This is a genomic window from Vogesella amnigena, assembly GCF_042648905.1.
Taxonomy (GTDB): domain Bacteria; phylum Pseudomonadota; class Gammaproteobacteria; order Burkholderiales; family Chromobacteriaceae; genus Vogesella; species Vogesella amnigena.
The window spans coordinates 40,566-53,365 of record NZ_JBHRYH010000041.1; the positions used below are offsets into that span (position 1 = coordinate 40,566).

Here is a 12,800-nt window from a genome sequence, read left to right on the forward strand (position 1 = left end):
TGGGATTCCTGCGAGAAGTTTCCGCCAAGGGAATGCAGATTGTATGCCCTTGGCGCAAACTTCTGGGGCTGTTTTGATTTATGAAATTATAAAGTGAACGTACCAAAAGATACTGCCCGCTTGCGCGGGCAGTATTGAGCGGTATCAATTACTGGGCTTTGGCGTTATGGGACAGGCCATAAACGTAAGCGGTCAGCAGGTGTACCTTGCCGTCACCCAGGAATTCCTTCCAGGCCGGCATCTGGTTGTTGCGACCGTTGGTGATGGTTTCGATGATGGTCTTTTCGGTACCACCATACAGCCATACGCTGTCGGTCAGGTTCGGCGCACCCACTGCCTGGTTGCCCTTGCCATCCGGGCCGTGACAGGCGGAGCACACTGCGGCAAAGGTTTCCTTGCCACGTGCGGCGCGGTCGGCATCATGCTTCTTGCCGGACAGCGACATCACGTAGTTGGCCGCATCCTTCACCTTTTCCTCGCCGAAGGCAGCGCCGAAGGCCGGCATCTGGCCCTGACGGCCGCCATTGACGGTGGTCTTGATGATCTCCGGGGTACCGCCATACAGCCAGTCGTTGTCGGTCAGGTTCGGGAAGCCCTTGGCACCGCGTGCATCAGAGCCGTGGCACTGTACGCAGTAGGTCTGGAACAGGCGCTTGCCCATGGCCTGCGCTTCGCTGTTGCCGGCCACGGTCACGACATCCTGCTTCAGGAACTTGTCGTACAGCGGCTGGTACTTGGCTTCGGCGGCAGCTTTCTCTTCGGTGTACTGGCCAACCGAAGTCCAGCCGCGAATACCTTTCCAGGTACCCAGGCCCGGATACAGCACCAGGTACACTGCGCCGAAGATCAGCGTGATGTAGAACATCAGCATCCACCAGCGCGGCAGCGGGTTGTTGTACTCGGCAAGGTCGTCGTCCCAGACATGGCCGGTAATCTCGACCTGCTCACCTTTCTTTACCGTGGTTTTCGATTGCGTGAACAGCAGGTAGGCCAGGCCTACGAACCCCACGATCACCACGACGGCGATATATACGCCCCAGAAATCACTTACGAAATCACTCATCACTCAGGCTCCGTTGGAAGCGTCCGGCTTCGGCGGCTGCTGATCCTCGTCATCGAGAACCAGACGCGCCGCTTCGTCGTAGCGCTTCTTGGATTTTTTACCGAAGGCACCCAGTGCAATCACGATAAACACGGTAAAGCAGAATACCGTGAACAGGATGCGCCCCAGATTGGTCCAGTCCATGGCTTAGCGCGCGTTCTTCAGCGCAAGGCCCAGGCCCTGCAGGTAGGCGATCAGCGCATCCAGTTCGGACTTGCCTTCCACCATGGCTGCACCTTCGGCGATTTCCTTGTCGCTGTACGGCACGCCAACCTTGCGCAGGGCGCTCATCTTGGCGGCAACACCCTGAGCATCGGCCAGGTTGCGGGCCAGCCACGGGAATGCCGGCATGTTGGACTCCGGTACCACGTCACGCGGGTTGGTCAGGTGCACGCGGTGCCACTCGTCGGAGTAACGGCCGCCAACACGGGCCAGATCCGGGCCGGTACGCTTGGAGCCCCACTGGAACGGGTGGTCGTATACCGACTCGCCTGCTACCGAGTAGTGGCCGTAGCGCTCGGTTTCGGCGCGGAACGGACGGATCATCTGCGAGTGGCAGGTGTAGCAGCCTTCGCGGATGTAGATGTCGCGACCAGTCAGTTGCAGCGCGTTGTACGGCTTCACGCCGGCTACCGGCTCGGTGGTCGACTTCTGGAACATCAGCGGTACGATCTCGACCAGTGCGGCCACGCTGATTACCAGCAGGGTCAGCACGATCAGGTACGCAACGTTTTCTTCAATCAGTTTCTGGATTTTTTCCATGATGTTTCCCTTGTCCCTTAGTGCGCGTGAGCGGCAACGGCCGGGATCTTGGCATCAACGGCACGGCCAGCGGCGACAGTGCGGAAGGTGTTGTAAGCCATGAGCAGCATGCCGGTCAGGAACAGTACGCCACCCAGGAAACGTACGAACAGGTACGGGTAGGAGGCCTTGACTGCTTCCACGAAGGCATAGGTCAGGGTGCCGTCCGGGTTCAGCGCACGCCACATCAGGCCCTGCATCACACCGGCAATCCACAGCGAGGCGATGTACAGCACCACGCCCACGGTAGCCAGCCAGAAGTGTGCTTCGATCAGCTTGATGCTGTGCATGCCGTCACGACCGAACAGGCGCGGCAGCAGGTAGTACATGGAACCGATGGAAATGAAGGCAACCCAGCCCAGGGCACCGGAGTGCACGTGACCTACGGTCCAGTCGGTGTAGTGCGACAGGGCGTTCACGGTCTTGATGGACATCATCGGGCCTTCGAAGGTGGACATGCCGTAGAACGACAGCGATACCACCAGGAACTTCAGTACCGGGTCGGTACGCAGCTTATGCCACGCGCCAGACAGGGTCATGATGCCGTTGATCATGCCACCCCAGCTCGGTGCCAGCAGCACCAGGGAGAAGGCCATGCCCAGAGACTGGGTCCAGTCCGGCAGGGCGGTGTAGTGCAGGTGGTGCGGACCAGCCCACATGTAGGTGAAGATCAGCGCCCAGAAGTGCACCACGGACAGGCGGTAGGAGTACACCGGACGGCCGGCCTGCTTCGGTACGAAGTAGTACATCATGCCCAGGAAGGCTGCGGTCAGGAAGAAGCCCACGGCGTTATGGCCGTACCACCATTGCACCATGGCATCCACGGCACCGGCATATACCGAGTAGGACTTCCACATGGAAACCGGTACTTCCAGGCTGTTGACGATGTGCAGCAGGGCCACGGCCAGGATGAAGGCACCGTAGAACCAGTTGGCCACGTAGATGTGCTTAACCTTGCGGATGGCGATGGTGCCGAAGAACACGATCGCATAGGCCACCCAGACAATGGTGATCAGGATGTCGATCGGCCATTCCAGCTCGGCATATTCCTTACCGGAGGTAAGACCCAGCGGCAGGGTGATGGCGGCAGCCACGATGACCAGTTGCCAGCCCCAGAAGGTGAATGCGGCCAGCTTGTCAGACAGCAGGCGCACATGACAGGTGCGCTGTACCACGTAGTAGGACGTGGCAAACAGCGCGGAGCCGCCAAACGCGAAAATCACGGCATTGGTGTGCAGCGGACGCAGGCGACCGTAGTGGAACCAGGGCCCAAAATTGAGCTCCGGCCACACCAGCTGGGCCGCAATAATCACGCCAACCAGCATGCCGACAATGCCCCAGACCACGGTCATTATCGAGAACTGGCGCACCACCTTATAGTTATAAGTGGATTGCGTATCCATTAGGGTTTTCTCCAAGGTTGCGAACTAGAACGTGTAAAACCGGTGACTTGAAGTCCGGGTGCGTACCCCCCATGTAGTGCTGGAGGCCCGGCAAGTCGCGGGAAGCGAGGGCACTGCTGTTGCATCGCAACAACCTTGACAAACCCTGCCCTGAAAACGCGCTCGATTCCCATTGTTCAACAGGCGATTCTAAATCAATTCGGGCATTCGCCACTAGTCGATAGAGAACTGGATGGTCGCAAATTGCCTGAATCGCACCGTTTGCAGACCCATTCCCGCCTTTGACATGCAGGCGATTATATTGTCATCGCCTGTATCGCTATTGACGCATATCAAGCCGTAAGGTCAGGCGCAGTCGATGGTGGCTGGTGCTAGAATTCGCGCTTCCTGCGTATTCATCCGGACTAGCCAACATGTCTACCGCTGTCAGCTATCGCATTCGCCCCGTTGCTCCCGAAGCCCACCTGTTCGAAGTCTCGGTTACCGTAGCCCAGCCCGCCGCTGGCGGCCAGGTGCTGCGACTGCCGGCGTGGATTCCGGGCAGCTACATGATTCGCGAGTTTGCGCGCCACATCGTGGCCATCCGCGCCGAAAGCTGCAGCAAGGCGGTAGCGCTCAGCAAGCTGGACAAGCACAGCTGGCAGGCGGCGCCGGTGAAGGGCGCGCTTACCGTGCATTACACCGTGTACGCCTTCGATCTGTCGGTACGCGGTGCCTACCTGGATGGCGAGCGCGGCTTCTACAACGGCACCAGCGTGTTCCTGCAGGCAGACGGCTTCGAGAACGAGCCGTGCGAGGTGGATATCCTGCCGCCGGAGGACAAGGCGCTGGCCAGGTGGCAGGTGGCTACCAGCCTGCCGGCGCTGGAATGCAAGAAATCCGGTTTCGGCCGCTACCGTGCGGCCAACTACGACGAGCTGATCGACCACCCGGTCGAACTGGGCGAGTTCGAGCGCATCAGCTTCAAGGCCTGCGGCGTGCCGCATGAATTTGTGGTATCTGGAAAATACCAGGCAGACCTGAAAAGGTTGGCCGCAGACACCAAGCGTATCTGCGAATGGCAGATCCGCTTTTTTGGCGAGCCGGCGCCGTTCGAGCGCTACGTGTTCATGCTGTTCGTCGGTGGTGACATCTACGGCGGGCTGGAGCATCGCGCCTCCACCGCGCTGGTGGCCAGCCGCGACGACCTGCCGCAGCACGGTGAGGCCGGTATCAATGACGGCTACCTCAAGCTGCTGGGGCTGATCAGCCACGAATACTTCCACACCTGGAACGTCAAGCGCATGAAGCCGGCGGCGTTCACCCCGTACGACCTGAACCGCGAAGGCCACACCACGCTGCTGTGGGCATTCGAGGGCATTACTTCCTACTACGACGACCTGGCGCTGGTGCGCTGCGGGCTGATCGACGAAAAACGCTACCTCGGCCTGCTGGCCAAGACCATTACCGGCGTGGCGCGTGGCAACGGCCGCACCAAGCAGACGCTGGCCGATTCCAGCTTCGACGCCTGGAGCAAGTACTACCGCCAGGACGAGAACAGCCCCAACAGCATTGTCAGCTACTACACCAAGGGCTCGCTGGCCGCGTTGGCGCTCGACTTGCACATCCGCAAGCACAGCCGTGGCGAAAAGAGCCTGGATACGGTGATGCAGGCGCTGTGGCAAAAGTGGCTGGCGGATGGCCAGGGCCTGGCCGAGGATGAATGGGAGCGCGTGGCCGAGCAGGTTACCGGCCTCAAGCTCGGCAAGTTCTTCGACATGGCGATCCGCTCCACCCGCGAGCTGCCGCTGGCGGAACTGCTGGCCACGCAGGGAGTCGAGATGCAACTGGTGCCGGCTGATAACGCCAGCGATGGCGGCAGCCTGGTGGACGAGATCGTGCCACCTGCCGTGCGGCCAACCCTGGGGGTGAAAACCGCCAGCGATGCACTGGGTGTCAAGCTGAGCGCGGTGCTGGATGGCGGTGCCGCGCAGGCAGCCGGCCTGTCTGGCGGCGACGTGCTGATTGCCGTCAATGGCGTGCGGGTAAGCGACCTGGACAAGGCGCTGCGCCGCTACCGCGTGGGCGACAAGCTCAAGCTGCATGTTTTCCGCCGCGACGAGCTGCTGAGCTTCCGCGTAACCCTGCAGGGCACGCCTGCGGATACCTGCCGCCTGCGGCTGGAAGAGAACGGCGGCAGCTGGATCAAGGCTTGAGCGTAGCCAGCCAACTGCAGCAGATAACAGAATATGACCGGGGACGCGTTAGCGTCACAACAACAAGGTGGGCGAACCACCCATTAGCAGGATTGAAGTAGATGAGCCAACAACCGCAGATCAAATACCGCAGCGACTACCAGCCGCCGGCCTACCTGGTGGACAAGGTCGATCTCACTTTCGACATCATCGAAGACACCCTGACCCGCGTGCATTCGCGCCTGGTGATGCGCCGCAACCCGGCCGCCACTGCGGCCAACGTGCTGCAGCTGGATGGCAGCGCCAGGCTGCATTCGCTGGCGCTGGATGGCGACAAGCTGGGCCCGGACGGCTACACGCTGGAAAACGAGGTGCTGAGCATTCCCAACGTGCCGGACAGCTTCATTCTGGACGTGGAAACCGAGATCGACCCGGTAGCCAACAGCAGCCTGATGGGCCTGTACGCCTCCGGCGGCAGCAACCTCTACACCCAGTGCGAGCCGGAAGGCTTCCGCAAGATCACCTACTACCCGGACCGCCCGGACGTGATGGCCAAGTTCAGCACCACCATCATCGCCGACAAGGCCAAGTACCCGGTGTTGCTGTCCAACGGCAACAAGGTGGGCGAGGGCATGGTGGACAAGAAGCGCCACTGGGTGAAATGGGTGGACCCGTACAAGAAGCCGTCCTACCTGTTCGCGCTGGTGGCGGGCAAGCTGTCCGCGCTGCGCGACAGCTACACCACCCGCAGCGGCCGCAATGTGCTGCTGGAAATCTGGACTGTGCCGGCCGATCAGGACAAGGTGGAGTTCGCCATGGGCGCGGTGAAGCGCTCGATGAAGTGGGACGAAGAGCGCTTCGGTCTGGAGTACGACCTCGACATCTACATGATCGTGGCGGTGGGCGACTTCAACATGGGGGCGATGGAGAACAAGGGCCTCAACATCTTCAACACCTCCGCCGTGCTGGCGCGGCAGGACACCTCCACCGACGCCGACTTCCAGCGCGTGGAAGCCATCATCGGCCATGAATACTTCCACAACTGGACCGGCAACCGCGTTACCTGCCGCGACTGGTTCCAGCTGTCGCTGAAGGAAGGCCTGACCGTGTTCCGCGACCAGGAGTTCAGCTCCGACCTGGACAGCCGCGCGGTGAAGCGCATCCAGGACGTGAAGAACCTGCGCCAGCTGCAGTTCCCGGAAGATGCCGGCCCGACCGCGCACCCGATCCGCCCGGACAGCTACATCGAGATGAACAACTTCTACACCATGACGGTGTACGAGAAGGGCGCCGAAGTGGTACGCATGTACCACACCCTGCTGGGCGAAGCCGGCTTCCAGAAGGGCATGCAGCTGTATTTCCGCCGCCACGACGGCCAGGCGGTGACCTGCGACGACTTCCGTGCCGCCATGGCCGATGCCAATGATGTCGATCTGGCGCAGTTCGCGCTGTGGTACAGCCAGGCCGGCACACCGCAGCTGCAGGTCAGCGGCGATTACGATGCCGAGGCACGCAGCTACACCCTGCACGTGCAGCAGAGCTGCCCGGCCACGCCGGGGCAGAGCGACAAGCAGCCGCTGCACATCCCGTTCGCCGTCGGCCTGATCGGCGAGGATGGTAGCGACCTGCCGCTGCAACTGCAGGGCGAAGACGCGGCGCAGGGCACTACCCGTGTGCTGGACGTGCGCGCCGCGGCGCAGACCTTCACCTTCATCAATGTCGACAGCACCCCGGTGCCGTCGCTGCTGCGTGGCTACTCCGCGCCGGTAAAACTGTCCTTCGACTGGCGCGATAGCGAGCTGGCCTTCCTGATGGCCAATGACAGCGATGCCTTCGCCCGTTGGGAAGCTGGCCAGGCCTATGCCGAGCGCCTGATCCGTCAGTTGCTGGCCGATCATGCCGCCGGCACGCCGCTCAAGTTGGCCGCGGGCTTCATCGATGCCTTCCGCGCGGTGTTGGAAGACCACGCCGCCGACCCGGCCTTCAAGGCGCTGATGCTGACCCTGCCGTCGGAGGCCGAGATTCTGGAAATGGTGGACGAGGCCGACCCGGCCGCCATCCACACCGTGCGCGACTTCGTGCTGGATACCCTGGCGCAGGCGCTGCGTGGCGAATGGCATGCCGCCTTCGATCTGGGCCAGACCCGCGACTACAAGCCGGCCGATGCCGGTCGCCGCGCGCTGAAGAATCTGGCGCTGGCCATGCTTACCCGCCTGGCGGATGCCTGGCCGCTGGAGGCCGCCGAGCAGCAATGCCTGCAGGCCGACAATATGAGCGACCAGATGGGAGCCATGCTGGCGTTGCGGGATCGTGATTGCGAGGAGCGCGACAACTGCTACCTGGCGTTTGCCGAGCGCTGGCAGGACAACGCGCTGGTGATGGACAAGTACTTCGCCCTGTTGGCCGGCAGCCAGCTGCCATGCACGCTGGAGCATGTGCAGGCGGCGATGTCGCACCCGGCGTTCACGCTGCGCAACCCGAACAAGGCGCGCGCGCTGCTGGGCAGCTTCGGCCGTAACATGCTGCACTTCCACGCCGCCGACGGCTCCGGTTACCAGTTCCTGGCCGACCAGGTGCTGGCGCTGGATGCCATCAACCCGCAGGTGGCCAGCCGCATCGTGTCGCTGTTCAACCGCCGCCAGAAGCTGGAGCCGGTGCGCCGCAACCTGATGACGCGCGAACTGCAGCGCATCCTGGCCAAGGACGGGCTGTCCAAGGATGTGTACGAGATCGTGTCGAAGAACCTGGCGGGCTAAGCGCCAGTTCGACGCCAACAAAACGGGCCGGATTTCCTCCGGCCCGTTTTGTTTATGCGGCCAACCTTGGCCACTTCAGCGTGCTGGCGGCTGCAGTGGCAGGCGAGTGGTGTGCTTGATCGGCTCCAGCGCCACGGTGGATTTCACACTGCGCACCAGCGACAGCGTCATCAGCTTGTTCATCACGAAGCGCGACAATGACGGCAGATCCTGCACCACGATGCGCAGCCAGTAATCTGCCTCGCCAGCCACCGCGTAGCACTCCAGCACTTCCGGCAGGTCGCTGATGGCGGCAGCGAACTCGCGTATCGATGCCTCGCCGTGGCGCTCCAGGCTGACATTGGCAAACGCGGTTACCGACAAGTCCAGCAGGTCCGGCCGCAGGGCAATGTGATAGCCCTGGATGATGCCGGCTTCTTCCAGCCGCTGGATGCGGCGGCCGATCTGCGATGCCGACAGCGGCACCTCCTGCGCCAGCTTCTGGTGGGTGGCGCGCGCATCCTTCTGCAGCGCCTCCAGAATCTGGTAGTCGTAACGATCAAGCTCGATTCCGCGCATTTTCTGCATTTCCATGGTGTGTGGTGCGGCAAGTATGCAAAAAAAGGTCTGGATACTCAAATCATGCGGCCAACGCGCATGCGCTTGCACCTACACTCGAAGCATAGGCAGCCACTGCCAACCCTATCGAGAGACAACACCATGGAAATGAATACCTACACGGTGCCGGACATTACCGTGCGCAAGAACCAGGGGCTGACGCATGCGGCGGACTTTACCCTGCCGCAACCATGGGATCGTTACACTGCCGAGGATCACCAGACCTGGGCCACGCTGTACCAGCGCCAGAGCGAAATGCTGCCGGGCCGCGCCTGCGACGAATTCCTGCAAGGGTTGGCCGCACTGGAGGTGGATGCGCACCAGGTGCCGGATTTCGACCGTCTGAATGAAAAACTGCTGGCTGCCACCGGCTGGCGCATCGTGGCGGTGCCGGGGCTGATTCCGGACGACGTGTTCTTCGAGCACCTGGCCAACCGCCGCTTCCCGGTAACCTGGTGGCTGCGCGAGCCGCATCAACTGGATTACCTGCAGGAGCCGGATGTGTTCCACGACCTGTTCGGCCACGTGCCGCTGCTGATCAACCCGGTGTTCGCCGACTACCTGCAGGCCTACGGCAAGGGTGGCATGAAGGCCAAGGACCTGGGCTACCTGCCGCTCTTGGCCCGCCTGTACTGGTACACGGTGGAGTTCGGCCTGATCAACACGCCACAGGGCATGCGCATCTACGGCGCCGGTATCGTGTCCAGCAAGTCGGAATCGGTGTACTGCCTGGAAAGCGATAGCCCGAACCGTGTCGGCTTCGACCTGCAGCGCATCATGCGCACCCGCTACCGCATCGACACCTTCCAGAAAACCTACTTCGTCATCGACAGCTTCCAGCAGCTGTTCGATGCCACCGCGCCGGACTTCACCCCGATCTACCACGCGGTGGAGCAGCTGGGCCTGCTGGGCGCCGGCGAGATCGACGCGCACGATCGCGTGTTCCATGTCGGCAACCGCGTGGGCTGGGCGGAGACTGCTGACGTCTGAGCTTGACGGCATCTACCATGAAAAACGCCCGCTGCGCGGGCGTTTTACTTGCAGGGTTGGCCGCGAGGCCTTATTCCCACTCGATTGTAAACTGATAGCTAATTGCTTGTAGTTACAGTGCTTCTGTATGTTTTGGCATTAGTGTCATGATTAATGCCATTTGATATTGTTGTGACTTCATTCCTTAAGTTTGAATAGTACTTTCACCAATTCTGCAATGGCTGTGTAGGGTTCCGGGTCATCGCGGGCACTGAATCTTTTTGCGAGGGATGTTGCTCGTTGTGTGGCCAATTCCAAGTGTTCGCGGGTTGTTGAAAATGAACCGCGTGTGCCTTTTTCATAGCCAATAATATGAGTCTTCAGTCGGTGCATAACTTCAGTTCGGTGAATAGGTGCCTGAATATTTTCGTAGTGAAGTAGTAGCCATAATTCGAAGCTAGGTACGGAGGCGATAGCTCTAAAACTGACCTGTTGCCTGTTATCATTGCGAAGCTTACCATCAATTGACTCAGCCAGGCTCAATGCATCAAAATAGGTTCGATGATCATCTCGGTCGAATACTGCATATATTTTCTCAAATGCCCGTGGCTGAATTCGTTTGTGACGATTTCCTTGTTCAAACAGGTCTTTGGCATAATTAACCACCTGGATAGGGTCAGTTCCCAGTTCGCTAGGTTGTACCTCTATGCTGGCGGTTGGTAGACGAAGCTCCCTACGAATTTCATTGAAGTAGTTAGGTTCGGTTTTGCTTCCCTCTGAAACTATCAGAATGCGGTCGTTGCTGTCGCGCTTTCCCTGTTTTCTCTCAAGCTGTTTACGTTGGCGCTCTTTGGGTGAATTGTCACGTGCCATTAGTGCTGCATCCCCATTAGATAGTCCAGAAAAGGAATGCCTCCATAGCGCCCCATCAGATAGCCTCGTTCTAATGCTTCATTTTTGCGTGGGCTGAATTCAGAAAGAGCAACTAAGTATGAGGCTTGATCTCTGTCTTTTTCTACGAACCAGATCTGATCCCGTCTAAACAGATCGGGAGCATCAAGTAGTGAAGTGTCATGGGTCGTGAATATTAGCTGTGCACCACCAGTGTTTACTTCTGGTCGGTGGAATAAACGTACTAGCTCACGAACCAATAAGGTATGCAAGCTCGTGTCAAGCTCATCAACAATTAAAGTAAGTCCCTTTGTCAGAATATCGAGTACAGGGCCAGTAAGAAACAATAGATTGCGCGTGCCGTTTGACTCATCCATTAGATCGAATACGGCCTTCCCTTGTTCTGTTACATGTGAGAAGCGTATCTGTTGCTCCTCCATTTCCTCTGTGCGAACTTCTGTTTTCCCTGCTGCTATATCGAAGTGGATGGCTTGTCCTGGGACTTTGTTGGTCACTACTTCGATATCGGCAATACTGATGTCTGCAGCGGAGAGGAAGTTACAAATTTGCTTACGCCCTTCTTCTTTTTTGAGCATCTGTATCGATGTATGGGTGCTGATTTGAGCTAGCTCATTTACGATTACCAACTGCTTGGCATACCAGTCAAACACTGGTCTTAGAGCATCACTGTTCAGTTGAACTGCTATTGATAAGAATAGTGCATTAGTTCTGGTAGCTCCTTCCCAGAGATTTTTTGCACCTTTCAGTCCGGAGCTAAAGTGGTACACATCCTTACCTGTGGCTTCGTCAAAATGTCGCTCAAACCACCGCTGGGGCTTCGATGCTTTATAGACCAGTAAGTATTCGCTCATGATGCGTTGCGTGGTCATGGAAAAGCCGTACTGGTAGCGTACACCATTCAGAATTATGGTCACTTCGAACTCTGTAGGTTGACTAGCAGAAACCGTATTTAGTTTGAAGGGATGGAGGCGATCAAAAGTTTGACCAGGCTGTAGAGCTGCAGATTCCAGTACGACATTACGCATATATTGCAGGGCTTTGATGAGGTTCGACTTTCCTCCGGCATTTGCTCCATAGACCACAGCGCTACGTAGTAGGGATGGGGCTACTTTTAGCCCTGTAGCGAGCGTGTTTGTGTCTTGATATGTGTTGTCCTTGGATGCCACAAGACTTAGCACCTGCTCGTCTCGGAAGCTACGGAAGTTTTTGACCCGAAACTCTAGTAGCATTGCATGTGTCCTCTTGAGTATTCCTTCGCATTTTGCGTTTTTTGTGCAAAAAAGCAAGTAATTTTGCTATTTGTGTGGATTGTGGCGAGAGCCACTTGTAGGGGGGATTGCCTACAGGAGCCGGGGCAGTCCAACCATGCGTGGCCGGTTTGGCATGGCATGCTATCAATGAAGATCATGGCATCACGAAATGAGCATACCAACTTCGATGCCACGAAAAGTAAGTGCTTGGCATTGCCAATTCTTGCCAGTCATTGCCAGACGCAGACATGAAAAAACCCGCACGAATGCGGGTTTCAGGGGTGGTTGGTGCTAGTCCGTGCCAGCTATTGCCAGACGCGGAATCACTCCCACTCGATGGTTGCCGGTGGCTTGCCGCTCACATCATAGACCACACGGTTGATGCCGCGCACTTCGTTGATGATGCGGACAAGTTCGTAATGGGAAAGGCAGTATATAGAGTCGGTGATGAGTGGAAAGCCTGGCCTAACAATGCGTTCCATCATGGTTCCGAAAGACCGGCTAGCAGAAGCACAGCACACGTAGACCGAGGACCATTTTCTGACCGCCGGTTTAGGGCAGAAATGGCAAGCATCAGGAAACGAAACGATAAGTGGCAGGCCAGGGTAGTGGTGGCCGGTCAGGAGGTCTGTAAGACCTTCCTATATAAAGCGGATGCTGCACGCTGGGCACGTGAGCAGCAGACTAAAATGGAAAAGGCGGTTGCGCATGGCTGCTCCGGCGACGTCCCCCCGACGTCCCCCCGGTATTGAGTAGCACGTGACTTTAGAGTCCAATCCACCATGACACGGAGATTGGACATGAAGAAACGTTTCACAGAAGAACAGATCATCGGT

General features: G+C 58.7%; 10 protein-coding genes and 1 pseudogene. 3 read left to right on the forward strand and 8 right to left on the reverse strand.

Annotation, left to right across the window (positions count from 1 at the left end; genetic code table 11):
- Nucleotides 1-148: 148 nt before the first annotated feature.
- The 4 genes from ccoP to ccoN are packed head-to-tail and all read right to left on the reverse strand — an operon-like array spanning nucleotide 149 to nucleotide 3,306.
- Nucleotides 149-1,063, reverse strand: coding sequence for a cytochrome-c oxidase, cbb3-type subunit III (ccoP, locus tag ACFOKJ_RS13390; RefSeq protein WP_390280420.1), 915 nt, complete (start codon nucleotides 1,061-1,063; stop codon nucleotides 149-151).
- 3 nt (nucleotides 1,064-1,066) lie between these two features.
- Nucleotides 1,067-1,246, reverse strand: a complete 180-nt coding sequence (locus ACFOKJ_RS13395) for a cbb3-type cytochrome oxidase subunit 3 (RefSeq protein ID WP_390280422.1) — start codon at nucleotides 1,244-1,246, stop codon at nucleotides 1,067-1,069.
- Between the two features lie 3 nt (nucleotides 1,247-1,249).
- The gene (gene ccoO, locus ACFOKJ_RS13400; RefSeq protein WP_390280424.1) at nucleotides 1,250-1,864 is read right to left on the reverse strand and encodes a cytochrome-c oxidase, cbb3-type subunit II; all 615 of its coding nucleotides are present in this window, start codon (nucleotides 1,862-1,864) and stop codon (nucleotides 1,250-1,252) included.
- A 17-nt stretch (nucleotides 1,865-1,881) separates the two neighbouring features.
- Nucleotides 1,882-3,306 carry a cytochrome-c oxidase, cbb3-type subunit I gene (gene ccoN / locus ACFOKJ_RS13405; RefSeq protein WP_390280427.1) on the reverse strand — a complete coding sequence of 475 codons (1,425 nt, stop codon included), beginning with the start codon at nucleotides 3,304-3,306 and terminating at the stop codon, nucleotides 1,882-1,884.
- Nucleotides 3,307-3,719: 413 nt separating this feature from the next.
- Between ccoN and ACFOKJ_RS13410 the strand changes: the two genes are divergently transcribed.
- A complete protein-coding gene (locus ACFOKJ_RS13410; protein ID WP_390280429.1) occupies nucleotides 3,720-5,501 on the forward strand; it encodes a M61 family metallopeptidase in 1,782 nt (593 codons plus the stop codon).
- Nucleotides 5,502-5,602: 101 nt separating this feature from the next.
- Nucleotides 5,603-8,236, forward strand: a complete 2,634-nt coding sequence (pepN, locus tag ACFOKJ_RS13415; protein ID WP_390280431.1) for an aminopeptidase N — start codon at nucleotides 5,603-5,605, stop codon at nucleotides 8,234-8,236.
- Between the two features lie 75 nt (nucleotides 8,237-8,311).
- Here pepN and ACFOKJ_RS13420 read toward each other — a convergent pair whose 3' ends face one another.
- On the reverse strand, nucleotides 8,312-8,809 hold the full coding sequence (locus ACFOKJ_RS13420) for an Lrp/AsnC family transcriptional regulator (RefSeq protein ID WP_088965054.1): 498 nt from the start codon (nucleotides 8,807-8,809) through the stop codon (nucleotides 8,312-8,314).
- 126 nt (nucleotides 8,810-8,935) lie between these two features.
- Here ACFOKJ_RS13420 and phhA point away from each other — a divergent pair, with 126 nt between their 5' ends.
- Nucleotides 8,936-9,823, forward strand: coding sequence for a phenylalanine 4-monooxygenase (gene phhA / locus ACFOKJ_RS13425; RefSeq protein WP_390280434.1), 888 nt, complete (start codon nucleotides 8,936-8,938; stop codon nucleotides 9,821-9,823).
- Nucleotides 9,824-10,000: 177 nt separating this feature from the next.
- Here phhA and ACFOKJ_RS13430 read toward each other — a convergent pair whose 3' ends face one another.
- The 3 genes and pseudogenes from ACFOKJ_RS13430 to ACFOKJ_RS13440 all read right to left on the reverse strand — a co-directional run.
- A complete protein-coding gene (locus ACFOKJ_RS13430; RefSeq protein WP_390280436.1) occupies nucleotides 10,001-10,675 on the reverse strand; it encodes an RloB family protein in 675 nt (224 codons plus the stop codon).
- The gene (locus ACFOKJ_RS13435) at nucleotides 10,675-11,943 is read right to left on the reverse strand and encodes an AAA family ATPase (RefSeq protein WP_390280438.1); all 1,269 of its coding nucleotides are present in this window, start codon (nucleotides 11,941-11,943) and stop codon (nucleotides 10,675-10,677) included. Before ACFOKJ_RS13435 ends, ACFOKJ_RS13430 begins: the two co-directional genes overlap by 1 nt.
- Before the next feature lie 344 nt (nucleotides 11,944-12,287).
- Nucleotides 12,288-12,371: pseudogene (locus ACFOKJ_RS13440) on the reverse strand (GMP synthase (glutamine-hydrolyzing)); the annotation flags it as partial.
- Between the last annotated feature and the right edge of the window lie 429 nt (nucleotides 12,372-12,800).

What these genes read in the sequence shown, in the direction of transcription:
- ACFOKJ_RS13395 (WP_390280422.1), bottom strand. Translation starts at nt 1,246, where the DNA reads ATGGACTGGACCAATCTGGGGCGCATCCTGTTCACGGTATTCTGCTTT.
- ccoP (WP_390280420.1), bottom strand. Translation starts at nt 1,063, where the DNA reads ATGAGTGATTTCGTAAGTGATTTCTGGGGCGTATATATCGCCGTCGTG.
- ccoN (WP_390280427.1), bottom strand. Translation starts at nt 3,306, where the DNA reads ATGGATACGCAATCCACTTATAACTATAAGGTGGTGCGCCAGTTCTCG.
- phhA (WP_390280434.1), top strand. Translation starts at nt 8,936, where the DNA reads ATGGAAATGAATACCTACACGGTGCCGGACATTACCGTGCGCAAGAAC.
- ACFOKJ_RS13430 (WP_390280436.1), bottom strand. Translation starts at nt 10,675, where the DNA reads ATGGCACGTGACAATTCACCCAAAGAGCGCCAACGTAAACAGCTTGAG.
- ACFOKJ_RS13435 (WP_390280438.1), bottom strand. Translation starts at nt 11,943, where the DNA reads ATGCTACTAGAGTTTCGGGTCAAAAACTTCCGTAGCTTCCGAGACGAG.
- ACFOKJ_RS13410 (WP_390280429.1), top strand. Translation starts at nt 3,720, where the DNA reads ATGTCTACCGCTGTCAGCTATCGCATTCGCCCCGTTGCTCCCGAAGCC.
- ccoO (WP_390280424.1), bottom strand. Translation starts at nt 1,864, where the DNA reads ATGGAAAAAATCCAGAAACTGATTGAAGAAAACGTTGCGTACCTGATC.
- pepN (WP_390280431.1), top strand. Translation starts at nt 5,603, where the DNA reads ATGAGCCAACAACCGCAGATCAAATACCGCAGCGACTACCAGCCGCCG.
- ACFOKJ_RS13420 (WP_088965054.1), bottom strand. Translation starts at nt 8,809, where the DNA reads ATGGAAATGCAGAAAATGCGCGGAATCGAGCTTGATCGTTACGACTAC.